Source organism: Cupriavidus sp. D39 (assembly GCF_026627925.1).
In the GTDB taxonomy this organism is placed as follows: Bacteria; Pseudomonadota; Gammaproteobacteria; order Burkholderiales; family Burkholderiaceae; genus Cupriavidus; species Cupriavidus ulmosensis.
Map to the genome: position 1 here is coordinate 816,466 of NZ_JAPNLE010000009.1, position 21,244 is coordinate 837,709.

20 protein-coding genes and 3 pseudogenes are annotated in these 21,244 nt (G+C 58.3%); 11 read left to right on the forward strand and 12 right to left on the reverse strand.

All coding sequences use genetic code 11. The features are described from left to right. Positions 1–4: 4 nt before the first annotated feature. The 6 genes from OMK73_RS15495 to OMK73_RS15520 form a co-directional block, all read right to left on the reverse strand. Positions 5–1,186 (reverse strand): response regulator, encoded by a 1,182-nt coding sequence (locus OMK73_RS15495; RefSeq protein ID WP_267602815.1) that lies wholly within the window; start codon positions 1,184–1,186, stop codon positions 5–7. 543 nt (positions 1,187–1,729) lie between these two features. Next, positions 1,730–4,984, reverse strand: a complete 3,255-nt coding sequence (locus OMK73_RS15500) for a hypothetical protein (protein WP_267602816.1) — start codon at positions 4,982–4,984, stop codon at positions 1,730–1,732. A gap of 185 nt (positions 4,985–5,169) precedes the next feature. Continuing rightward, on the reverse strand, positions 5,170–6,540 hold the full coding sequence (gene ltrA / locus OMK73_RS15505; RefSeq protein ID WP_267600714.1) for a group II intron reverse transcriptase/maturase: 1,371 nt from the start codon (positions 6,538–6,540) through the stop codon (positions 5,170–5,172). 470 nt (positions 6,541–7,010) lie between these two features. Next, positions 7,011–8,408 (reverse strand): group II intron reverse transcriptase/maturase, encoded by a 1,398-nt coding sequence (ltrA, locus tag OMK73_RS15510; RefSeq protein WP_267602818.1) that lies wholly within the window; start codon positions 8,406–8,408, stop codon positions 7,011–7,013. 490 nt (positions 8,409–8,898) lie between these two features. Next, positions 8,899–9,129 (reverse strand): H-NS histone family protein, encoded by a 231-nt coding sequence (locus OMK73_RS15515; RefSeq protein WP_267602820.1) that lies wholly within the window; start codon positions 9,127–9,129, stop codon positions 8,899–8,901. Between the two features lie 245 nt (positions 9,130–9,374). Next, the gene (locus OMK73_RS15520; protein ID WP_267602821.1) at positions 9,375–9,857 is read right to left on the reverse strand and encodes a hypothetical protein; all 483 of its coding nucleotides are present in this window, start codon (positions 9,855–9,857) and stop codon (positions 9,375–9,377) included. Between the two features lie 77 nt (positions 9,858–9,934). On the opposite strand from OMK73_RS15520, the gene OMK73_RS15525 reads away from it, so the two are divergent. After that, a complete protein-coding gene (locus tag OMK73_RS15525) occupies positions 9,935–10,156 on the forward strand; it encodes a hypothetical protein (protein ID WP_267602823.1) in 222 nt (73 codons plus the stop codon). A 252-nt stretch (positions 10,157–10,408) separates the two neighbouring features. Here the strand turns inward: OMK73_RS15525 and OMK73_RS15530 are convergent. After that, positions 10,409–10,531, reverse strand: a pseudogene (locus OMK73_RS15530) (cold-shock protein); the annotation flags it as partial. 37 nt (positions 10,532–10,568) lie between these two features. On the opposite strand from OMK73_RS15530, the pseudogene OMK73_RS15535 reads away from it, so the two are divergent. Next, a pseudogene (locus OMK73_RS15535) lies at positions 10,569–11,153 on the forward strand (IS6 family transposase); the annotation flags it as partial. Between the two features lie 92 nt (positions 11,154–11,245). On the opposite strand, the gene OMK73_RS15540 reads toward OMK73_RS15535, so the two are convergent. Next, a complete protein-coding gene (locus tag OMK73_RS15540; protein WP_267602826.1) occupies positions 11,246–11,506 on the reverse strand; it encodes an IS1096 element passenger TnpR family protein in 261 nt (86 codons plus the stop codon). A gap of 561 nt (positions 11,507–12,067) precedes the next feature. Between OMK73_RS15540 and OMK73_RS15545 the strand changes: the two genes are divergently transcribed. The 4 genes and pseudogenes from OMK73_RS15545 to OMK73_RS15560 form a co-directional block, all read left to right on the forward strand. Then, positions 12,068–12,331 (forward strand): hypothetical protein, encoded by a 264-nt coding sequence (locus OMK73_RS15545; RefSeq protein ID WP_267602827.1) that lies wholly within the window; start codon positions 12,068–12,070, stop codon positions 12,329–12,331. 56 nt (positions 12,332–12,387) lie between these two features. Then, the gene (locus OMK73_RS15550) at positions 12,388–12,651 is read left to right on the forward strand and encodes a hypothetical protein (protein ID WP_324291735.1); all 264 of its coding nucleotides are present in this window, start codon (positions 12,388–12,390) and stop codon (positions 12,649–12,651) included. A gap of 339 nt (positions 12,652–12,990) precedes the next feature. Beyond that, entirely contained in the window at positions 12,991–13,122 is a 132-nt protein-coding gene (locus tag OMK73_RS15555) for a hypothetical protein (protein WP_267602830.1), read from the forward strand. Between the two features lie 456 nt (positions 13,123–13,578). Further along, positions 13,579–14,831: pseudogene (locus OMK73_RS15560) on the forward strand (IS110 family transposase); the annotation flags it as partial. A 320-nt stretch (positions 14,832–15,151) separates the two neighbouring features. On the opposite strand, the gene OMK73_RS15570 reads toward OMK73_RS15560, so the two are convergent. Both OMK73_RS15570 and OMK73_RS15575 read right to left on the reverse strand, forming a co-directional pair. Further along, positions 15,152–15,868, reverse strand: coding sequence for a hypothetical protein (locus tag OMK73_RS15570; RefSeq protein ID WP_267602832.1), 717 nt, complete (start codon positions 15,866–15,868; stop codon positions 15,152–15,154). 80 nt (positions 15,869–15,948) lie between these two features. Then, positions 15,949–16,377 (reverse strand): hypothetical protein, encoded by a 429-nt coding sequence (locus tag OMK73_RS15575; RefSeq protein WP_267602834.1) that lies wholly within the window; start codon positions 16,375–16,377, stop codon positions 15,949–15,951. Between the two features lie 530 nt (positions 16,378–16,907). Between OMK73_RS15575 and OMK73_RS15580 the strand changes: the two genes are divergently transcribed. The 5 genes from OMK73_RS15580 to OMK73_RS15600 all read left to right on the forward strand — a co-directional run bounded on the left by OMK73_RS15580 (position 16,908) and on the right by OMK73_RS15600 (position 20,425). Beyond that, entirely contained in the window at positions 16,908–18,239 is a 1,332-nt protein-coding gene (locus tag OMK73_RS15580) for an IS4 family transposase (protein WP_267602836.1), read from the forward strand. A 960-nt stretch (positions 18,240–19,199) separates the two neighbouring features. Then, positions 19,200–19,463, forward strand: coding sequence for a hypothetical protein (locus OMK73_RS15585; protein WP_267602837.1), 264 nt, complete (start codon positions 19,200–19,202; stop codon positions 19,461–19,463). 57 nt (positions 19,464–19,520) lie between these two features. Next, positions 19,521–19,784, forward strand: coding sequence for a hypothetical protein (locus OMK73_RS15590; protein ID WP_267602838.1), 264 nt, complete (start codon positions 19,521–19,523; stop codon positions 19,782–19,784). A gap of 57 nt (positions 19,785–19,841) precedes the next feature. Next, complete coding sequence (locus OMK73_RS15595; RefSeq protein WP_267602827.1) at positions 19,842–20,105, forward strand: hypothetical protein; 264 nt, start codon at positions 19,842–19,844, stop codon at positions 20,103–20,105. Positions 20,106–20,161: 56 nt separating this feature from the next. Beyond that, positions 20,162–20,425 carry a hypothetical protein gene (locus OMK73_RS15600; RefSeq protein WP_324291735.1) on the forward strand — a complete coding sequence of 88 codons (264 nt, stop codon included), beginning with the start codon at positions 20,162–20,164 and terminating at the stop codon, positions 20,423–20,425. A gap of 188 nt (positions 20,426–20,613) precedes the next feature. On the opposite strand, the gene OMK73_RS15605 is transcribed toward OMK73_RS15600, so the two are convergent. Together OMK73_RS15605 and OMK73_RS15610 are read right to left on the reverse strand one after the other, a co-directional pair. Further along, a complete protein-coding gene (locus OMK73_RS15605; RefSeq protein ID WP_267602839.1) occupies positions 20,614–20,880 on the reverse strand; it encodes a hypothetical protein in 267 nt (88 codons plus the stop codon). A 16-nt stretch (positions 20,881–20,896) separates the two neighbouring features. After that, positions 20,897–21,088 (reverse strand): hypothetical protein, encoded by a 192-nt coding sequence (locus OMK73_RS15610; protein ID WP_267602840.1) that lies wholly within the window; start codon positions 21,086–21,088, stop codon positions 20,897–20,899. Between the last annotated feature and the right edge of the window lie 156 nt (positions 21,089–21,244).

The following is a 21,244-nucleotide window of genomic DNA, read 5'->3' on the forward strand; positions in this document are numbered from 1 at the left end:
CGTGCTAGAACATGCCTAATACTCGGACAACGGCGACACCTATGACTGAGGCCGCGACTAGCAGCTTGTTATCGCCAATAAATATTACGAGCTTCTCGAATACCTCGTGAACTAGCGTGGATGCCTCTCGCAAATCCACCTCCACCGCGTGCTCCTTAGAGGAAATGAGTGGCAGCCAGTATGAACTCATAAAATTTTCCCCATCGAAATAGCTACTATGCCCACCGGTGAAATATCGGTTCATAAGTCTTTCATTATTAAATCCGTAAAAACCGCATTTTCCAGCCATTCCCATATCCGGAGCAGCAAGCTTCGCCAACCATAAAATGTAATCGCCGTCTGTACAATCATTCACGATACGGCAACCAAAATTATCGATCACTGGAGACCAATCGTAGTCGCTCGGTAATACACTTCCTGCAGTAACAAGCGTCGTTAGGGGTAAATTAACCCCCGTTTTTGCCATACCTTTCAGAACCTCAGCAACCAAATAGGTCCCAAAACTGTGGCAAAAAATTACGTATCCACCCTTCGGAGGGCTTTTTATTAACATGCGAAAGTGCTGGGATAGCCTTTCGACCTCACTCGCTCTAAGTAGAGGAATTAGGAAGGATATTGTTGAGAAATAGCCATACCGATAGGAGTTAAACTTAACCTTTCCAATGTTGCCCTCAACCAGCCGCTTGAGACGCAATTGCCACTGGCCAAACGTCCTAATTCCGTGAACGGTAATCACTTCACAGGGAGACACATCAATCGCCCGGGAAATTTCCGAGGACACCTGATAGGCGACTGCTGAAGCAAGAGGAGTAAACCAAACCTCAGAATTCTCCGGCGCTTCCAACACTGTCAAACAGAATTCCTGAAAACGCGAGCGGAAAGACGCACTATCCTCAAGGTGCGCGGTGATACCGATAATCCTTCCTGGCTTTCGCAAGGATGGCGACCTATTCAGCCTGGAAAGCAGGTCAAGACCATGCTGTGGAGTTGCCAACCCTGGATTCCTCTTCGGCAATACCACATCCAATATCAGAACATCGAAATACTGAAGTCGGAGTAGCCTTGTGGCATCATCCGTGCAATCAGCCTCGAGAATAGCCTCCTTAGCAGCAATCCCTTTATTAGCCAAAAGATTGGCAATCTTTTCTCTACGCCTCTTATCGTCATCAACTATTAGTAGTTTCATTCAGAATCGGATTCAAAAAATTCATTAGCTCGCTTTTCCATGCAGATTGCGAACTATCGAAGAAAATCACACCCCCAAAATTACCCCCACAATCACCAACTAACTCCTCAGTGAGAGTTTGAAGTGAATGAGACCCACCCTTATCACTAAATGCATCGTATTGCGTAACAAATACGATCTTCGATTTACTTTTTGATCGTACGATTTTTCTCGCAATTTCACGTCCACCGAACGTCCTGAACCGCCCCCTGCCTCCGTACCGGTCTTGTCATATGTCGGAAGACTCATATCGAGAATCACGACCGGATAGCTCCCATCTGCCAAGGCTTGGCATCCAGATGTAAAGGAGTAGGCCTCACGAACCTCCACGTTCGGATAGGTAGAAGACAGGAAGCTTGCAATGTGAACCCGCTTGTGTTGATTATCTTCAACGAGCAAAATCTGCATTTCCGTAGCTCACAGTTGTATGAAAGAAGCCACTATCAAAGTCCAACCTGATGTCCGAGGATGGATTACTTGCCTTCATATGGTGGAACGCTTTACTTAATCCCGATCCCCCTCCACACGCATGAGGCGAAGGGAAGCTTCATCGCGCATCTTCCCATCATCCGCGAGCAGAGTGCTTGCATTTATTCCCAGCGCACGTTCTTCGGTAACGGGATTTGAAATACGTATTGATGGGGTTCCGCGGTCAATCGAGGCTCTAATAGTGACAGGGGTTTCCAATCCGAGACCGCTGTGACGATAGCAATTATCAATGAGGTTAGTTAAACCAATGACAAACGGCTTTGCAGACTTACTCAGAACGACCAACTGCTTGAACTCAGCGCCGCATTCAAGCTGGATGGGAGAAGCAGCACGCCGCACTGCTCCGAACGAGTTAATAGCAATTTCTAACGCCTGGTCGAGCGTTTGGTCTGCTATTGCATTTCCTTCACTTCTTTCGAACCAACCGGTAACGGTCGAAATGTCTTCCCGTATTCCATTCCTTGCATGTGTGATGGCGCTCATCAATTCTACCAAAGCGGCCCTCTTCTTAGTTTCCTCAATCCGCTGCACAAGCTCATCGAACAAACTATCGACCTTTTCACGGAAGACACCATTGAGGGCATCACGCATTTGTGTCAAACACTCCTGGGTACGCCCCCAAATCCAATTAGATAAGAAGTCAGAAAGCTCGTCCGCATCAGTACAGGTCTCAGCTGCAGTTCGGATTTCCTCCACATCGCTCGTTGTTATGTCATACCTGAACAGGCGGGTATCTTGCTCTGGAGCGCTGGCAATCTTCATCCATTCCTGCGCCTCGGACAAAACCCGATTAAAGGAAGCCGAAAAATCGGATAGATTAGAATCAATAGCAGAGAGAATATCGTCAGTTATCAGCGAATTGAAATCCATCCAGTACTGATTTTTCTTGTACTTTCCATTATCACCGATTTCGGTGATTAGCTTATGCTCTTCAAGCTTCGATCTCATAAGATTGGGGAAAAATCCGTGACGAATTTCGCCGCTGAGATTCTTGTCCAACCCATACCTCTCATCGAAAAGAAAACTATCAAGAATCCCTGTGATCAGCCTCATGACCACGGAGTTCTTCGTCCCTGACAAAACTGCCCGCGCCTCCTCGTCGTCGATGCTGCCCAAGATAATATATTTATCCTCATCATCCTCCTTCGCACACCGAAATAGCGTGAGAAGTGAGTCGACCAAAGCAATATTCTTCTTTTTTAGAGCGCCATCGTTAACGTATATTTTTGCCCCATTCAATGCTTGAGTGCCTGCATCAATAATCACCTGACCAACAATTTCCTCAACTTCCGTCATACGTGTCGCGGGGTCGATCTCGCCAAACCGGTTAAGGACATCAAGTATCTTTATTCTCTCCGCCCGCAGATCATCGGTGTTATTGAAGCAGCTAAGAAAGTCCATTATTTCGAGCGAGCATATATCCCGAAAGAATATGACGTCCGCTTTTGTCAGTTCGTTCGCACCGGCGATGAGCTCAGTGGGCCTAGTTACGCCAGCTGACAAAAGATACTCGTCAAATGTTTCATTTAAGACGTAGTCTTTTTTCGCTGAGACATATCGCGAGTAGACATAAGCGACTAGGATCGCCTGCAGGGAAACCAACTGCTCCTTCTCAATTTCAGCTATTAACGCATCCATAGGAAAGCACACGTGTGTTCGCGGATCATCCACGATGTTCCGCGAACAGACGTCTATGAGTGCATGCAAACGATCGGTATAAACACAATACTCGGAATAAAGCTCGAGATAATCTCTCTTCAGAGGAGTGATTACCCTTAAGGCCTCCATCTGAACCTGGATCTCGTCATCCGCGGCACCATCGTTAACAAGCTGACATATCTTGCGCTTCAACGATCGATATTCTGGGCATGATGGGTCCATCTCTTGCCCATACTTAACGCCGAAATTGCCTGAGTCACCATCCGCTATTGACCGTGTCATCGGCGGGACGTCGGAATCTGTAAGAATGGCGCTCGCGGCCGATACTTGCCGTTCTTTAGGAGAATAGCGCTGCGGATGCACCTGGTATACAGCGCAATTGAAATGCACCGCATCTACCATGCCGTGCATCTTAATAATCCTTGAAACAATCTCCTCTTCAGACTGGGAATCTGAAAAATCGAGTCTATACAAGCTCGAAAAATCCCGAACATAATCGATCAAAGGACTTGATTTAAATCTAGAAAGATTATCTTCCCCAGCATATGCGAGCGATTTAGCTACAATACTGACATAGGCAGCTGGCGCATCGAAATTTTGGAGATTGGAAAAGTAGTGCTGAATCACCTCTCCATACTTCCCACATTCGTAGAGCCTCAATAGCTCTTGCCCAGAATCGGAAATTGGGGGCTTAAGGCTTCGCTCACGCTGGAGCGTCAACAGCATCGGATCGTCAATCACCTCGCTGAGTTCGCTAAGAAATCGTGGGATATCGGAACTTGCCGCATCGACGTCGTCAGAAATCGCCCTATTTGCGAGATGCAATCTGATGATTTCCAATATCATCAAATATTGATCAACTATTGGATACGCCTGAACTCGTGAGAACGCGCCGTAGCAGTCGCGCTCTGAAATTAATGGGCTAGGACAAAATATTAGCGCGAGCAAATCGGCTGGTTCATCTTGGCCAGCTTCTACCAGCTCAATGATGTTGTTAATAACCAGCTTCTTCAGATGCATTGCCGCATTATCCGAGTGCGCAATAAGCTGCACGCTGTTTACAACATATATGAAGAAGTACTCCTTACTTCTGCTTTTCACCTCCTCGCAGAATCGGTGCATTTCTTCCACCTGGCCTTGGTAAAATAAGATCAAAGCCTTAGTTCTTATATACCAAAGCGATTCACCAATTTCTGTTTTTGTATCTTCAAGCACCCGGAGTGCGGTGTCATATTGCCCGAAGAGAAACGCGCGCTCGACAATCTTCTTTTGGCGGGTCAAATAACCTAGTTTTTCCGCATCACGACGAAATATTGACCGATAAATGCTCCACATGCGGCTATCCGATACACCACTTCGCAAGAGTGGATGCTTCGAGATATCTTCAACGCGGCTCGCATACCCGTTGAATGCACTTCTGAAGCGAGGCCTGTCCAAGAGCCTGTCAAAGCGCTCGTTGAATTCACGATCGTCTTCGTACGCAAGAAAGTGCGCCACCCGGCTGAGATAGACACCAAATGGGAGCGTCTTCTCCAGTATCGGATTGCTCAGCTGGGCAAAATCAGATGGAACTGCATTCCGGCGATAGGTAGGGCGTCGAGATCTTGCCATTTGGATGACGGGACAAATCGGAAGTGATTAGCTTACCGCATCTTGGCAATCCCGCCATGGACGCTCGGTGTTGCACAACGACCGACGATGAACCGTGCAATCGGCATAGGGGGCAGCCCACTGGCTGCGCCCCTGCCACACCACCCGGCATGCGGGTCCGCACCGGGCGGTTCGAGAGGTTGAGGTTAAGTGAGACGGGGCATGCCCAACTGATCGAAGTAGGCGATGGTCAGGACCCGGTTCAGCGTGTCGCCGCTGTTGCGCCACCAGCACCGGCTACTCGCCGCTGCTTGCCTGGCGGCATCCGCTGTAGCACCCAGCGCACGCAGCTCTCGGTAAATGACCCGACCACGGCGCCAGTGCTTGAGCTGGATGGCCCTCAGCCGGTGGCGCATCCACTTGTCCAGCTCGCGCCAGACCTGGGGCGTTTGCGCCAGCCGGAAGTAGGCCTTCCATCCCAGAACATATGGCCTCACCCGATCCACGACTGCCTGCAGACTCCGCCCGCCTGAGCGGCGAGTCAGTTCGCGGATGCGTTGCTTGAACGTCAGCAGCGGCTTAACTGCCACTTTGCGCTTGACCACTCCCCCTGCGGCCACCCAGAAGCTGTAGCCGAGGAACTTGCGGCCAAACGCGCTCGCCACCGCGCTCTTTGCCTCGTTGACCTTCAGGCGCAGGCTGCCGTACAAGCGCCGCAATAGCGCCATCACCCGCTCGCCCGCCCGCCGACTGCGCACGTACACGTTCGCATCATCGGCATAGCGCACGAAGCAATGACCTCGACGCTCCAACGCCTTGTCCACCTCATCGAGCAGTACGTTAGCCAGCAGCGGTGACAGCGGCCCGCCTTGCGGCGTGCCCTCGTACCGCTGCAGCACTACCCCGCCATCCATCAGCCCGCTGTTCAGATACGCCCGGATCAGCCGGATGACCCCGGCGTCCCCGATGCGCTTCTGTAGACGGTCAATCAGGATGTCGTGGTTGACCCGGTCAAAGAACTTCTCCAGATCCACGTCCACCACCACTCGCCGCCCCGACTGCACGTACGACTGCGCGGCTAACACCGCATCGTGCGCACGCCGCCCAGGCCGGAAGCCGTAGCTGTGCTCGCTGAAGGTGGGGTCCAGCATCGGCTGCAGCACCTGCAACAGCGCCTGCTGGATCAGCCGGTCCGTCACCGTCGGAATACCGAGCTCGCGCTCGCCTCCTCCGTCCGGCTTCGGAATCGTTACCCGCCGTACCGGACTGGGCCGGTACGTCCCCTTGAGCAGTTGCTGGCGGATCTCCGGCCACGCCGACACCAGATAGCGGGCGGTCTGATCAATATCCAGACCATCCACGCCAGCGGCGCCTTTGTTGCGGCGGACCCGCCTGAACGCCTGCTTCAGGTTCTCTCGCGTCAGCGCCGCTGCCAGCAGCGCCGACCCCGTGTCCTCCGGTCCCCGCCGCGGACCGCCGGCTTCGTCGCAGGCGGGTTCACGGCCGGCTTCACCGCCCGCTACTCCCTCCCGCCCCGCTCGCGCGGGCTTCTGACGCAATGCCTTCGGTATCGACATGGCTTCGAACACTCCCTCTCGTTCGGTCCTTCGTCGGCGGATTCGAGCCTTGCCGGCGCTACCCCCAACTACTTCGACCTCTGCTGACTTCTCGCTCCGGCTCGACGCCGTCGCCCTTTCAGGCATGAGGCGAGATCTCCCCAGGTAAGAACGCACTCCTTCGCTGCACAACCGCCGGATTTACGCCGCCTCCCCTTGATCACGAGAACTTCGCGGTTTCATGCCCGCTCGTCCTGGTCGGCACCGCCTTCTATCCGGTTCGTGTTCCTCGGCTCGCAGCTTCGCTCCACGCTTCCTCCCCACGATCGGTCGCCCTTTCGCAGTTGCGCTTCGCTTCGATCGCTGTGATCAACTTACGGTGGGACTTGCACCCACAGGAGTGCGCCCATGCTGGGCGCAATCGAGTAGGGTGAGGGGTTACCCCCTCAGCCCTCTCACACCACCGTACGTGCGGTTCCGCATACGGCGGTTCACGAACGAGACTGCAAGCGCCGCTGAGTATCCAGCAGCGAGACCAGCCCCATGGCGTCGAAGTAGCGTTTCGGGAAGGCATCGCGCAGATGCATCGCGCCAGCATTCCACCACGGGCCGCGCCCGTTGTAGGCTGACTTGTACGCTCGCTCGTCCGATAGCCCCTGCCGACGCAGCATCACCACCCGGGTCCGACGACGTTTGGCTTGCCGCCACAATAAGCAGCGCAGCCGCCGTCTGATCCAGGCGTCCAACTCCTCCAGCGCACGCTTGCCTTCGGTCCAGCGGAAGTACCCCATCCACCCGCGCAGTACCGGATTCAACACTGCTATCGTGTGGGCCGGGTTCCCTCCTCGTCCCGGACGCACCAGTTCCCGCACACGCTCCTTCAGCCTTTGCAGGCTGTCCGGCGCAATGCGCAACCGCGCCTGACGGTGCATTGTCAGGCTATAGCCCAGGAACTTGCGCGCCCACGGCCGCGCACACGCGCTCTTGGCCTCGTTGACCCGCAGCTTCAGCCGCTCCGCTAGGAACGCTGTCATGCCAGCCAACACCTGCCGTCCTGCCGTCTTGCTACGCACATAGATATTGCAGTCGTCCGCGTAACGACAGGACGCGAGGCCCCGCCTTTCCAGCTCACGGTCCCAATCCGTCAGCAGGATGTTCGACAGCAACGGCGACAGCGGCCCGCCTTGCGGCGTGCCTTGCCTCCTTGCCTCGACCATCCCGCCACGCATCAGCCCCGCTTCCAGATACCGCCGGATCAGCTTGAGCACCCGGGCGTCCCTCACTTGCCGTGCCACCCGCGACATCAGGATGTCGTGGTTGACCCGGTCGAAGAACTTCTCCAGGTCGATGTCCACCACCCAGCGCCGGCCTTCCCGCACATACCGCTGTGCCTGCAAGACCGCCTGCTGAGCGCTGCGCCCCGGCCTGAAGCCGTAGCTCGACTCGGAGAATCCCGGCTCAAAGATCGGTTGGAGAACTTGCAGCAGCGCCTGCTGGATCAGCCGGTCCATCACCGTCGGGATGCCCAGTGTCCTCACCCCGCCCGCAGGCTTGGGGATGTCCACCGCGCGCACCGCCTGCGGGATGTATTGGCCGGCCAGCAGCGCCGCCTTGACGCTCGGCCAGTGCACCTTCAGCCAGTCCCGCAACGCCGTCACCGCCAGGGCATCCACCCCGGCCGCGCCACCGTTCCTGACCACCTTCCGGTACGCCAGCCACATGTTGCCCTTCTCGACCACCGCCTCCATCAGCGATGGCGCCCGCGCTTTCGTTTGCCCGACAGCCGCCGTGCCAGCCTCCGCACCCCCATCGGCCCCAGGCAGGTTCCGCCCGCCTTCCTCCGCTGTGGGCTGCACTCGTTCGTGCATTTGGGCTTCGTCGGTAAGCATCGAGGTCTGTCGTCCTAATCGCGCTCATTCATGTTTGGCCCTTCAGTGCCAACCGCGCACCTAATATGGCCTCTGCTGACTTCTGCACCGCCGTCCCGACGCCTCTCGACGTCGGTAGCACCGTGGCAGCGGTGCAGATCTCCCCGGGTATGACGCACCCACCTTCACGCTTATGCCTGTCGGATCTACGCCGCATCGTTCCGTGCAAGTATCGGGCTTTGGCAATTATGGCTACCTCACCCCGATACGACGCCTCATCCGCTTCCTGTTCGTCAGGCCAGCGCTTTGCCTCGGACTTCCTTCAGACTCCCAGTCGCCCGGGAAACCCTTGTCTCTGGCTAACACTTCCCCTTGCCGGGTGTGTAAGGGACTTGCACCCTCAAGTGAGTGCGCCCTGCCGGGCGCACCACGAAAAAGGGCCTGTGACTTGCGCCACAGGCCCTTCGTAATGCTGGTGGGTCGTGCGTGACTCGAACACACGACCAACGGATTAAAAGTCCGGCCCGGCGTGGATCGCCCGCTGCAGCCAGTCCGGCATGGCGCCGCGGCCGTCCCCGCCCTGCCCGTGCGCATTGCGGTAGCGCACCGCTCCTGGCGTTGGGGTCGGCGGCGGCTCGGCAAAGCAGCCGGCGGCCTGCAAGTCAGCCAGGCTCAGCCCATGCTGGGCCATCTGGATGCGAACCCAGGTGATCGCTTGCGCGCGCTCGATTTCGATCGACATGGTGTAGGTGAAGAAATTTGGGGCGACGCCGAATCCGGCATCTTGCCGTCGTCTGACAGCGTTGGACGTCCGGGTTGATTAGAGGATGGCTGTGACGAGCATCGGTGCCGGCGGGAGGACATGGCCGCCCTCGCTGCCTAAATTTTAGTCAACTCCGCTGACGCCGCCGGCACTCGGCCCCCGCGCGGCTTGTCCACAGGCTTGTGCCCTCGTGCGGTGGATAAATGCCATCCGACACCTCCCCCTCAGGCCGGCCCGGGCTTGAACTTGGTGCGCGTCACCGGCACCCGGCGCTTGGGCGAAACCAGGCGGCGCGTCGCGGTGGCTTCCGCGTCGGCCCGCTCGGCATGCCGTACCGCCGTTTCCAGTTGCGCCCGCAGCCCGTCTTGGGCCGCCTGCCCTCGCCCGAGCGCCTGCTCTGCCTCCGCCAGTTGCCGGCTGAGCGCCTCGCGCTCGGCCTGCTGCCGCGCCCGTTCCTCGGCACCGGCCACGGCGGCGTCCTGCGCCCGCGCCTGCACCGCCGCCAGCTCAGCGCGCAGGTCCGCCGCCGCCTGCTCGCCCTTCTGGCGCAGCGTGCGCTCCTGGTCGATCTCGCGCAGCGCGCGGCGCTCGGTGGCGCTGGCCCGCTCCTGCGCAACGGCCACCTGCTCGCGGGTGCGCTCCAGCTCGGTCGAGAATTGGGTACGCAACTCCTGCAACTGCCGCTCCAGCGCCTCGGCCTGACGCACGCCCTCCTCCTGGCGCGCCCGCGCAGCCGCGTGGGCCTGCCGCTCGGCCTCCAGCTCCCCTGTAGCGTCGCCCGCGCTTGCTGGGCAGCGTCGAATTCGGCTTGCACTGCCTTCGTCTCCTGCTCGGCCACCACCACCGCCGCGCGCGCCTGGTCGCGTTGCGCCTCCGCCTCGCTCGCCTGCAGCCGCGCTTCGGCCCGCAAGGCGGCCAGCTCACTGCTAGCGGCCTCGTTGGCGGCCTGCCAGATCGACTGCACGGCGTCGGCCGCGATTTGCTTGAGCGCCTCTGGGAGGGGTGATCGCTCTTTTGCTGCAAATTGATACGGTCGCGCTCCCAAATTTCTTGTGAATCAACGACTTGCGAAAGAGTCGACATTCTCGATAAAAGGGAAGTCGGAAAGCCTTGCTGCGAGCGGCTTTCCGGACGGTCACCGTATCAATCTGCAGCAAAAGGACGATCACCCCGGGTCACAAAGCGGAGAACGCTGCAAAGGAAAAGCCCACCACAATGGTGAAGGGCTTTCTTGTTTTCTGTAGAGGCGCAGCGGGAGTTAGAGGTTGCGAATCTGGGAAGCCTGCGGACCCTTTTGGCCTTGCGTGATCTCGAACTCAACTCTGGCACCTTCTTCCAGCGATTTGAATCCGGTGCCCAGGATTTCCGTGTGATGTGCAAATGGCTGTGTCGCAGTAGACCTCCAGTAGAATGGGCTGGTGTCGAATTCCGCATGTGCGCGCAGCGGTCATGAATCCGGAAATTGCAAGCGTTTGCACTACCCGCTGGAGGTGATGCTGACCTGCGTGCGCTGGTACGTTGCCTATCCCCTGAGCCTGCGCCATGTCGAAGAGATGATGGCCGAGCGCGGTATCTCGGTCGATCACTCGACCGTGCACCGCTGGGCGCTCAAGTTGTTGCCGGCGCTGCACAAGGTGTTTCGTCGTTGCAAGCGCCCGGTGGGAACAAGCTGGCGCATGGATGAGACCTATATCCTGGTGCGCGGTCAGTGGAAGTACCTGTACCGGGCGGTCGATAAGGCGGGCCATACCATCGACTTCCTGCTGCGCGCCCAGCGTGACAAGGCCGCGGCACGGCGCTTTTTCGAGAGGGCCGTCGACCACAACGGCGAACCCGATTCGGTAACCATCGACGGCAGCGCGGCCAACCTGGCGGCGCTGCACGACCTCAACGCCAACCGTGAGACACCCATCGTCATTCGCCAGGCCAAATACCTGAACAACATCGTCGAGGTGCGACACGAAGTCGCTTACAGAAGTTGTTCGCCCTTCTCGCCGTATAGAAGGAGTGAACCACCGGTGTCACCCGGTGAATCCAGGAGCCTGAATCAAGAGCGGCTCTGACAACGTAACGAAGCGCCGCAAGGCGCAGGGTATCAATCGCGAGAGGCGTACCCTTCTGGCAGCCATAAGCGGGATGAGTGCCAGATAGTCGGTATGGTGAAAACATTTGAATCTGCTTCGTGCTCACGCAGACCAAACGCCGTCAGAGCCAGCTCGCTTGCCACCGTGGAGAATTGCATGACGCCCTCGTGGGCTTCGCCGTAACGCCTGCCACGAATGGTGAACTGGTGCAGGTGTTCGTCCGTCCGCCCCATGACTACCTGGATGACATTGTGCAATTGCGCGAGCGTCAAGTGCTCGGGAACGATGACGCGCCGCCACCGGCGGGCTCAAGCCTCGCAGGCTGATTCGCAACTGGAGGACAGAGATCGCCGGTTGAGGATCGAAGGACATGAGCACATTGTAGGTGGCTCATTATGCTCTTGCGTGAAGACTGATCTCAGCCCCCGCTTTGGCGCGGTCTGGGGACGCGTGCGTGACCTGCCCTCCAAGGATCAAGACTGCCCGTGACTCGGCCCTGTGGGCCGAGTTGTTGGAAGGGGCAACACATGTCGGCGCGACCGGGAGCCTCGAATCGCATGCTTTCAGACCCCTCCTCTTGAGAATGCACGGGGAGATTGACGTGTGTTTGTTTTGCCAAACAGTGGTCATGAAATGAGCTGGCCAGGGCCCAACACCTTACCTCGCAGACCCTTGTCATCGGGAATCTGAAACGCGAGGATTCTAAATAAAACTGATATTTTTCAAGTACTTATGTTTTTTTGCGGCATCTCTCCTGGGGTGGCACGCCCTATGCTCTATACCCTTCGAGCGCAACAAGGTGCTCCCCCAACCGAACCCTTAGGAGACTTACCATGCAATCGACCCTGATGATCAAGGATCTGCCCCTCGACAAGAAGCTCGACGGCAAGACCATGTCCGCCGTTCAAGGCGGTAGCGCCTTCTCCGTTGTCGGCGGCAACTCGCAGAACGTGATCGGCGGCGGCGGTTTTGCCAGCCCGACCTTTGGTGTTCAGGTCGGGCCGACCGTGAACACGATTGACGCGAGCTCGCATCTCAGCTTGAAGATCCCCACCCTGCAGAATTTTGGCAACGGCACCCAGGTTGCCGCGCTGTAACGAGACGGGGGAGCCCCAGGAGGGTGCTCCCCAACCGAACCCTTAGGAGACTTACCATGCAATCGACCCTGATGATCAAGGATCTGCCCCTCGACAAGAAGCTCGACGGCAAGACCATGTCCGCCGTTCGCGGCGGTAGCGCCTTCTCTGTTGTCGGCGGCAACTTCCAGAACCTGATCGGCGGCGGCGGTTTTGCCAGCCCGACCATCGGCGTTCAGATCGGGCCGATCGTGAACACGATTGACGCGAGCTCGCATCTCAACTTGAAGATCCCCACCCTGCAGAATTTTGGCAACGGCACCCAGGTTGCCGCGCTGTAACGGGATGTGGGAGCCACCCTCCGCGGAGGGCGGCCACGCGTCTTTGAGTACACAGTGGAAGATACCGCTTGCGCTATCTTCCACTGAGTTCTCCTCCAAGTTTGAGCGAGGGATTGCTGCCCCTGGACTTGGATTCAAGAGCCCGCCCTATTCGGTGGGCTTTTTTTGGTGCGCCCGGCAGGGCGCACTCACTTGAGGCTGCGGCGGGTGTCATACCCGACAGCCGCGTCAAAGTTCTTCTCTGCGTTTGAAGACCAACGGATGTCACCGCGTTCAAATACCTCAGCCGGGCGCTCCATGCGGCCGATCAGACCGTGTCGGATTTGATCACCGACGAGCGTGCCAAATGCTGACGGAAAGGCTGTTCCGAAGCTCTTTGCCGAAGCTTTCTCCGCCAAGCAGAAATTTGACGGCGTTATGAAGGATGGGCCGGCAAAGCTGCGCCTTGCCGATAAGGCCTTCCGCTCATGACTGCGGAGCGGCTAGCGGCAAGAGATCCGGTCGGTGAGGTGGCGGGTTGGTTCCGCCGGATCGGCGGCATGCTATAGGGATGATCCGGGGCTCAAACACGGCGACGGAAATCCAGGCGGGTGGCGGTAGGCTGCCGCCCTGGAAACGCTGACACTAACCACGAGTTTTGGATGATGCACTGACAGAGCGGGAGGAAAGGTACCCAGCCATGGGAGGTCCATGCGACGACGGCTGTATATGCTATCGTTTTCGAGAGAAAAATTGGGGAATTCGATGGCAGAGGCTCAGGCAATCCACCCAAGATAAGCCGCCAAAAAATCGCGATTAGCCTACGAGATCCCTTGACAGGCGACGAGGTTTGAGCGCCGGCCATTAGAGATACTATGAAGGGCCGCGGAGGCAACTCCTGGAGTAAAACGAAGATTCGCACTCTCGTTTCTCGAAAGGAGCACGCAAATGGACGCGCCTGACACAGCCCTTCATGGGCAGAATACGCCGATCACCGGCTGGCTGTACATGGCCTTTGAACTGGGCGACAAGAGCTGGAAGCTGTCGCTGGGGGACGGCGTGCACGGACCGAGCCGGCATACGCTGGCGGCTGGCGACCTGAATGCAGTCCGGCAAGTCATCGCCAAAGCCAAGGCACGCTGCGGCCTGGCACCGCAAGCCCGGGTGCGCAGTTGCTACGAAGCTGGGCGCGACGGCTTCTGGTTGCACCGCTGGTTGGCCAAGCAAGGAATCCATAACCTCGTGGTGGATTCGGCCAGCATCGAGGTCAATCGCCGTGCGAGACGCGCCAAGAGCGACCGCCTCGATTGCGACAAGCTACTGTCGATGTTGATGCGCTACCACGCCGGCGAGCGGCGGGTGTGGGCAGTCGCACCGGTACCAACTGAAGAGCAGGAAGATGAGCGGCGTTTGCACCGCGAGCTCGGTCGGCTCAAACAGGAACGCACGGCCCACAGCAACCGTGTTCGTTCGCTGCTGGTATTGCACAACCTGCGGGTCCCCCACATTGGTGACCGCTCCTGGAAGCAATGGTGGAACGCTCATGGCTCGCAACTGCCTGCTGGCTTGGGTGCCGAGATCCAGCGTGAAGTCGCAAGACTGGTGCTGGTAGTAGCGCAGATCAAAACAATCGAAGCCCAGCAGCGCGAGGCCGTGAAGGCTGGCACGCAGCCAGCCATCGCGCTGCTCGCGCGGCTCAGCGGGATCGGCGTGGGCAGCTCCTGGCTCCTGGTCAAGGAACTGTTTGGCTGGCGGCGCTTTCACAGATAGCAGGTCAGCGCGCCCGTAAACCGAGTACGGCGAGATTCCTACCGGCGCAAACCTCAAACCAGTAGTGAGGTGATGCCGACTTAAGTGTGGAGAGCAACGCGGTAACCAATCGGCGCGAAGTCGCAGGTTGCCTCGGACTGGCACCGACGCCCTACAGCAGTGGCGAAAGTCAGGTCGAGCAAGACATCAGCAAGGCGGGCAACAAACGAGCGCGCTGGCTGATGATTGAACTGGCATGTGAAATCCAATACTGAAGGGGTTGACATCCTTGCCCACAGAGCTGGCTACGCCACCAGCCAACGAGTCAGCTCACGCAATGGTTCAATAAGCGCTTCGCGCCCGGCAGCAAGCGCATGCGGCGCGTCGGTATTGTCGCACTTGCCCGCCGATTGGCAATTGCTTTGTGGCGCTATCTCGCCTTCGCGGAACTGACGCGGCGGCGAAGCCGAGGTCGGGGTGCTCAATGCCCGGGCTATTGCCCGGACTACCTTCTATCCGTGCCGGCGCGGAGCCGGGCACCACATACCACATGCGCAAAGCGCTGGGACCACCCCTGTTACCTGCGCGCCCCATCTCTAAGGACGGCTACCCGCGGGGTAGCCCGGATCAAGGATCGTTTCTCGATCTTCGCTTGGCTCTCATGCCCCTGTCTGATTTGCTCGCCCGCTGCCGCCCGCGCGCGTTCACCACTATTTGCGGCGGTCGCCTTCATAGTGTCTATCTTGTGAAGCCACGACCGCTATATTGGAAGTCAATCCTCCTCCTTCTCGCCAACCACAACCGTAAATATGCCCCCGCTCCCGAAGTTCTGATCTTGAAGGTAGAAATCGCCGAGGTCCGTGCGAATGGGCGTCGCCGGTGACGAGGGGCAAGCATCGGTAAGGTTGTAAGCTACAGCACACGCAGAGACGACTCCTGTCAGAAGGGTCGAGTCGGTCAGGCCCGTGGGCAGCAGCGCGCTGACATCTGCGGAGTAGCGCGACGCGTCTCCTGTCCCCTTAATGTCCGCGAGCGCGGCCACAAGTTCGTTGTAGGGTACGAAGTCCTGTTGTGGTTTTCCCACCGACGTGCAATCTTCACCAGAAAATTCGTCGCAAACTAGTGTGATCGGATAGGTTGGGCCCGTGGCAAAGGAGCCAAAGCCAACCGTGCCATTCTTCGTATCGTAGCGGACGTAGATCTGCCCAGCGGCGATATGGGCTACAGACTTGCTGGCACCTTGGATGAGCGTAACTGTCGCTTCGCCTTGATCGTTTCGATACACGGCTGTGCCCGGTGCTGTCTCCATCGAGACATTACGCGTGTCGCCTCTGAATGCAATTGTGACTTGTGCCTGCGAAAAGCTTTGCGAACCAAGCTTTCCGTCAGTGACGGCATAGAGCTTGTAAACAACTGGGGCCGCCCGCGCACTTCCGCTGACCGCGAGTCCAAAAGCGAGCGCGAATCCAACTGCGATAACCTGTTTCATGAGCACCTCTCATATTCAGAATTCAAATTCCGCTCCAGGTGCGAATCACTAGCGCAACGTTGGCGTCTTTTTCAGCTACTCTACTCTCGCTCGAAAGGAGTGCGGTTGAGCGACGGCCCACTCTCTTGCGGAACACCAGGCGCCGTCGGGAGCAGCACGACGGAAAAGATGCCGTTGTTGAGCGATCCGTTGTAGTCACCTTCAATCGTGCCGTCCGGCTTCAAACGCAAATACGGCTGTGAGATGAAGAAGTCTCCACGGTTCGTCTTGAGCGGGAAATCCGCTGGATCAGTGCAATGCCCTGTTTTAAAAACTGGCGGAAAGCCAATGCACGACCACGCGTGACCGGTGTAAGCACCGGGCGTGACAAGGTCCGCGTTGCCCCAAATTGACGCGCCGTCGATCGCGAGGGGATAGGCAGGCGCCACATGGCGATCAGCGCCGATCCGTGAACTGAACCCGCCACCACCATTTGCAGTGTCGCTCGAAACAAATAACTGATTCGGCAAGAAGTTGGCTCTCACGTGGTGCATGCCGCTAATGATTAAGACGCTCGCCTGGCCTTTTTCTATTCGGTAGCCTCCCGCTACAAAATTGGGGTCCCCGGGTATGGCGGCGGTGCGGCACCAACCACACATGGTGCGTTGGCAGGTGCGTTGGCAGGACAATTGAAGGACTGAATATCATTCGTATCGCCCACGAACGTCAGATAAACCTGCGCATTATGAAAGGGGCGCCCCCGAGACTGACATCGGTAACGGCGAAGATCGTGTACATAACAGGCGCCGCTGTGGCGCCGGTGCTTGCTCCTAGACACCCGACTACCGCGCTTGCAGTAAGAAAGGAACGGAGTGTGCTCGTTAGACTGGCAATCATCTTGTGCGTCATGGCTTCTCCTCTCCCGCCCCTTGACCCATCTCCTTATACAGAAGTCCAGCGTCCTGACCGGGCGCAGTGCGGCCAGAATTTGATGGGACTTGGGCGGGAGGGGTTGTAAACTCGCGCGGACTCGCGTTTACTCCTAGATTTTCGAGCGCGAATGAACGACGAGTCGGGGGCATGGGTGGACGAAGAATTTGAGGTGCTGGATCTTGGCGATCCAAGGCGGGACCGACGGGCGAAGGGGCTGCTGAAGCGACTGGCTGCGAGGCCGACTGCGAGCATTCCGGGCGCATGCGAGGACTGGGCAGAGACCATCGCTGCCTATCGATTTTTCGGCAACGAGGAAGTCGAGTGGACAGACATGATGCAGCCGCATTGGGAGCGCACGGCAGGGCGGGCGCGGCAATTCCCGGTGGTGCTGTGCATTGCAGACACGACCGAGCTGAACTTTAACGGCCAGGAGATCGATGGGCTCGGGCCCTTGAGCTACGAAGCGCAGAGGGGGATGTATCTCCATCCGACCTATGCTGTGACGCCGGATCGGGAACCACTCGGTGTGATCGACGCCTGGATGTTGGCCCGGGAGCCGCTGGATGCAAACGGGCAGCGGGTTGGTATTACAGAGAGCGTACGGTGGACTGAAAGCTACGAACGCGTTGCAGAACAGGCCGCGATGTTGCCTGAGACTCGCCTGGTCTACGTGGCGGATCGGGAAGGCGATATCGCTGCGATGATGGAGCGTGCTAATGAGCTCGGCAATCCTGCAGACTGGCTGATACGTTCCCAACACAACCGCAGCCTTGGTGAGACAGGCAAGCTGTGGGACACGGTAGACGCCAGCGAAGCTCTGGGGGAGATCGGCTTCATCCTGCCGGGGCGCGCAGGCCAGAAGGCGCGCGAGGTCAAGCAGGAGTTACGTGCGCAACGCGTGAAGCTGCCGGGTAAGACGGGGCCCGCCGTCACCTGCATTGTGGCCCAGGAGATCGGCGCCCCGGCAGGCGTTACCCCTGTCGTGTGGCGACTGCTGACCAACCGGGAGGCGCAAGATACAGATGCCGTCGTCGAGCTGATCGATTGGTATCGAGCCCGGTGGGAGATTGAAATGTTCTTCAATGTCCTGAAGAACGGGTGCAAGGTGGAAGCTTTACAGTTATCCCACATGGACCGCGTGGAACGGGCTCTGGTGTTTTACATGGTCGTGGCGTGGCGCGTTGCCCGGCTGATGCGTTTGGGCAGAACCTGCCCTGACCTGGACGCGTCGCTATTTTTTGATGCCGATGAGATACGAGGCGCGTATCTACTCGCGAAGAAGGCGCGTCCAAAGACGCCCGTCACGCTCAATCAAATGATTCGCTTGATCGCGTCACTGGGTGGTTTCCTGGGCCGCAAGAGTGATGGCGAGCCCGGCGCCAAAACGATCTGGATCGGCATGCAGCGAACCATGGATGCTGCGTTCATGATCCTGGCGCTACGGGCTGAGGACTCATGACTTCTGTATAAGGAGATGCCCTTGACCACCGTGGCTATTTACAATTACGCATCCCCCAGCATTTGAATTGTGCAGACACGTGTTGAAGCTCGACATGGGTCAACACCCGACTAACGCGATAGGGAAAACCATCAAGGATTCGCTTGACCAGGTGTGCATCGAAATGGTGCTTATCCGAACGGGCCCCACCTGGTGTGCAGCGCTTAGCGAAGCAAGGAATTTTCGGGGCGATTGTATTTCCCGGCAGGGTTTTGGGTTGGCCGGTTGGTCGGTTGACGTGCGGCCGTGGGTGCGATGTGGAGTGCATGGCGAAGATGACAGGGTTATCCACGGCGGTACCGGGCTGCCTCCAGTGTGACGATAGCCTCATCGCGACCGGAGCGGACGAAGTGGGGCACGGCGGCGAAGGCGCTGCCGTCGGCGCGCATGCAGAAAGGGACTTTTCGTTGGTTGAGCACGGCCTCCAAATCAATAATTTCCACTAAATGCGCTAGGAGGCCCCCTTACCGTCCGCCGGCTGGAGCACCTCGCCCGAGCGGCTCCGCCACCGGCGCCGATAAATCGTGCGCGTGTCGAACGCCATGTGTGAATAGGAGCGAGCGGCAGCTCGCCGCGGCAAACCGGGCGGCAAAGCGCGAACATCAACGACCGAGGTGGTCACCCCATCGCCAAAATCAGATCGGCTGGTCCGGGACAGCGCCCCGGACCGAATGCACGGGGAGATTGACGTGTGTTTGTTTTGCCAAACAGTGGTCATGAAATGAGTTGGCCAGGGCCCAACACCTTACCTCGCAGACCCTTGTCATCGGGAATCTGAAACACGAGGATTCTAAATAAAACTGATATTTTTCAAGTACTTATGTTTTTTTGCGGCATCTCTCCTGGGGTGGCACGCCCTATGCTCTATACCCTTCGAGCGCAACAAGGTGCTCCCCCAACCGAACCCTTAGGAGACTTACCATGCAATCGACCCTGATGATCAAGGATCTGCCCCTCGACAAGAAGCTCGACGGCAAGACCATGTCCGCCGTTCGCGGCGGTAGCGCCTTCTCCGTTGTCGGCGGCAACTCGCAGAACGTGGTCGGCGGCGGCGGTTTTGCCAGCCCGACCTTTGGTGTTCAGGTCGGGCCGACCGTGAACACGATTGACGCGAGCTCGCATCTCAGCTTGAAGATCCCCACCCTGCAGAATTTTGGCAACGGCACCCAGGTTGCCGCGCTGTAACGAAACGGGGGAGCCCCAGGAGGGTGCTCCCCCAACCGAACCCTTAGGAGACTTACCATGCAATCGACCCTGATGATCAAGGATCTGCCCCTCGACAAGAAGCTCGACGGCAAGACCATGTCCGCCGTTCGCGGCGGTAGCGCCTTCTCCGTTGTCGGCGGCAACTCGCAGAACGTGATCGGCGGCGGCGGTTTTGCCAGCCCGACCTTTGGTGTTCAGGTCGGGCCGACCGTGAACACGATTGACGCGAGCTCGCATCTCAGCTTGAAGATCCCCACCCTGCAGAATTTTGGCAACGGCACCCAGGTTGCCGCGCTGTAACGAAACGGGGGAGCCCCAGGAGGGTGCTCCCCCAACCGAACCCTTAGGAGACTTACCATGCAATCGACCCTGATGATCAAGGATCTGCCCCTCGACAAGAAGCTCGACGGCAAGACCATGTCCGCCGTTCAAGGCGGTAGCGCCTTCTCCGTTGTCGGCGGCAACTCGCAGAACGTGATCGGCGGCGGCGGTTTTGCCAGCCCGACCTTTGGTGTTCAGGTCGGGCCGACCGTGAACACGATTGACGCGAGCTCGCATCTCAGCTTGAAGATCCCCACCCTGCAGAATTTTGGCAACGGCACCCAGGTTGCCGCGCTGTAACGAGACGGGGGAGCCCCAGGAGGGTGCTCCCCAACCGAACCCTTAGGAGACTTACCATGCAATCGACCCTGATGATCAAGGATCTGCCCCTCGACAAGAAGCTCGACGGCAAGACCATGTCCGCCGTTCGCGGCGGTAGCGCCTTCTCTGTTGTCGGCGGCAACTTCCAGAACCTGATCGGCGGCGGCGGTTTTGCCAGCCCGACCATCGGCGTTCAGATCGGGCCGATCGTGAACACGATTGACGCGAGCTCGCATCTCAACTTGAAGATCCCCACCCTGCAGAATTTTGGCAACGGCACCCAGGTTGCCGCGCTGTAACGGGATGTGGGAGCCACCCTCCGCGGAGGGCGGCCACGCGTCTTTGAGTACACAGTGGAAGATACCGCTTGCGCTATCTTCCACTGAGTTCTCCTCCAAGTTTGAGCGAGGGATTGCTGCCCCTGGACTTGGATTCAAGAGCCCGCCCTATTCGGTGGGCTTTTTTTGGTGCGCCCGGCAGGGCGCACTCACTTGAGGCTGCGGCGGGTGCTGCGCGAGGCGGCCGGGCAGGGCGACCTGGACCAGGTCGAGCAGGTTGCTAGTCTAGGCAGGTCGATTGGGCCACCGTGGTGGACGAATTCGAATCGGTGGCGGCGCGCTCCCGCCATGCGGTTGTCCCAGGAGAAGCCCATGAAGCAAGTTGCCCGCAGCTTCGCGCTGCTTGTCGCCCTGGCCAGCGCGGCGGCGAGCTTGGTCGCCGCGCTGGCCAGGGGCGCGGCGACCATCGATCGCATGTTGGCCGCTACGCGCTCACACATCGACGGGCAGCGCAAACGCCGCAAAGGCGTCGGGTCGGCCATCCGACGCAGCATCCCGGTACGCACCTTCGTCGACTGGCGCGATCCGCCACCCGGCTACTTCGAGATCGACATGGTCGAACACTGCGGTGGCCCGAAGACCGACGGAAGACTTCGTCCACACCCTCACGTTGACCACCGACATCCCAGCGGCTGGACAGAATGCGTGGTCATGAGGACGTGCAACCAGATGCTGGTAATCGAAGGGTTCGACAAAGTGGCTGCCGATCTGCCATTCGCGATGCTTGGAGTGGACTCGGATAACGATGGCGCCCGAGTGTCTACGACTACTGCAATGGCC

What these genes read in the sequence shown, in the direction of transcription:
- OMK73_RS15605 (WP_267602839.1), bottom strand. Translation starts at nt 20,880, where the DNA reads ATGCGATCGATGGTCGCCGCGCCCCTGGCCAGCGCGGCGACCAAGCTC.
- OMK73_RS15570 (WP_267602832.1), bottom strand. Translation starts at nt 15,868, where the DNA reads ATGAAACAGGTTATCGCAGTTGGATTCGCGCTCGCTTTTGGACTCGCG.
- OMK73_RS15610 (WP_267602840.1), bottom strand. Translation starts at nt 21,088, where the DNA reads ATGTCGGTGGTCAACGTGAGGGTGTGGACGAAGTCTTCCGTCGGTCTT.
- OMK73_RS15590 (WP_267602838.1), top strand. Translation starts at nt 19,521, where the DNA reads ATGCAATCGACCCTGATGATCAAGGATCTGCCCCTCGACAAGAAGCTC.
- ltrA (WP_267602818.1), bottom strand. Translation starts at nt 8,408, where the DNA reads ATGCTTACCGACGAAGCCCAAATGCACGAACGAGTGCAGCCCACAGCG.
- ltrA (WP_267600714.1), bottom strand. Translation starts at nt 6,540, where the DNA reads ATGTCGATACCGAAGGCATTGCGTCAGAAGCCCGCGCGAGCGGGGCGG.
- OMK73_RS15545 (WP_267602827.1), top strand. Translation starts at nt 12,068, where the DNA reads ATGCAATCGACCCTGATGATCAAGGATCTGCCCCTCGACAAGAAGCTC.
- OMK73_RS15495 (WP_267602815.1), bottom strand. Translation starts at nt 1,186, where the DNA reads ATGAAACTACTAATAGTTGATGACGATAAGAGGCGTAGAGAAAAGATT.
- OMK73_RS15500 (WP_267602816.1), bottom strand. Translation starts at nt 4,984, where the DNA reads ATGGCAAGATCTCGACGCCCTACCTATCGCCGGAATGCAGTTCCATCT.
- OMK73_RS15580 (WP_267602836.1), top strand. Translation starts at nt 16,908, where the DNA reads ATGAACGACGAGTCGGGGGCATGGGTGGACGAAGAATTTGAGGTGCTG.
- OMK73_RS15600 (WP_324291735.1), top strand. Translation starts at nt 20,162, where the DNA reads ATGCAATCGACCCTGATGATCAAGGATCTGCCCCTCGACAAGAAGCTC.
- OMK73_RS15585 (WP_267602837.1), top strand. Translation starts at nt 19,200, where the DNA reads ATGCAATCGACCCTGATGATCAAGGATCTGCCCCTCGACAAGAAGCTC.
- OMK73_RS15515 (WP_267602820.1), bottom strand. Translation starts at nt 9,129, where the DNA reads ATGTCGATCGAAATCGAGCGCGCGCAAGCGATCACCTGGGTTCGCATC.
- OMK73_RS15595 (WP_267602827.1), top strand. Translation starts at nt 19,842, where the DNA reads ATGCAATCGACCCTGATGATCAAGGATCTGCCCCTCGACAAGAAGCTC.
- OMK73_RS15550 (WP_324291735.1), top strand. Translation starts at nt 12,388, where the DNA reads ATGCAATCGACCCTGATGATCAAGGATCTGCCCCTCGACAAGAAGCTC.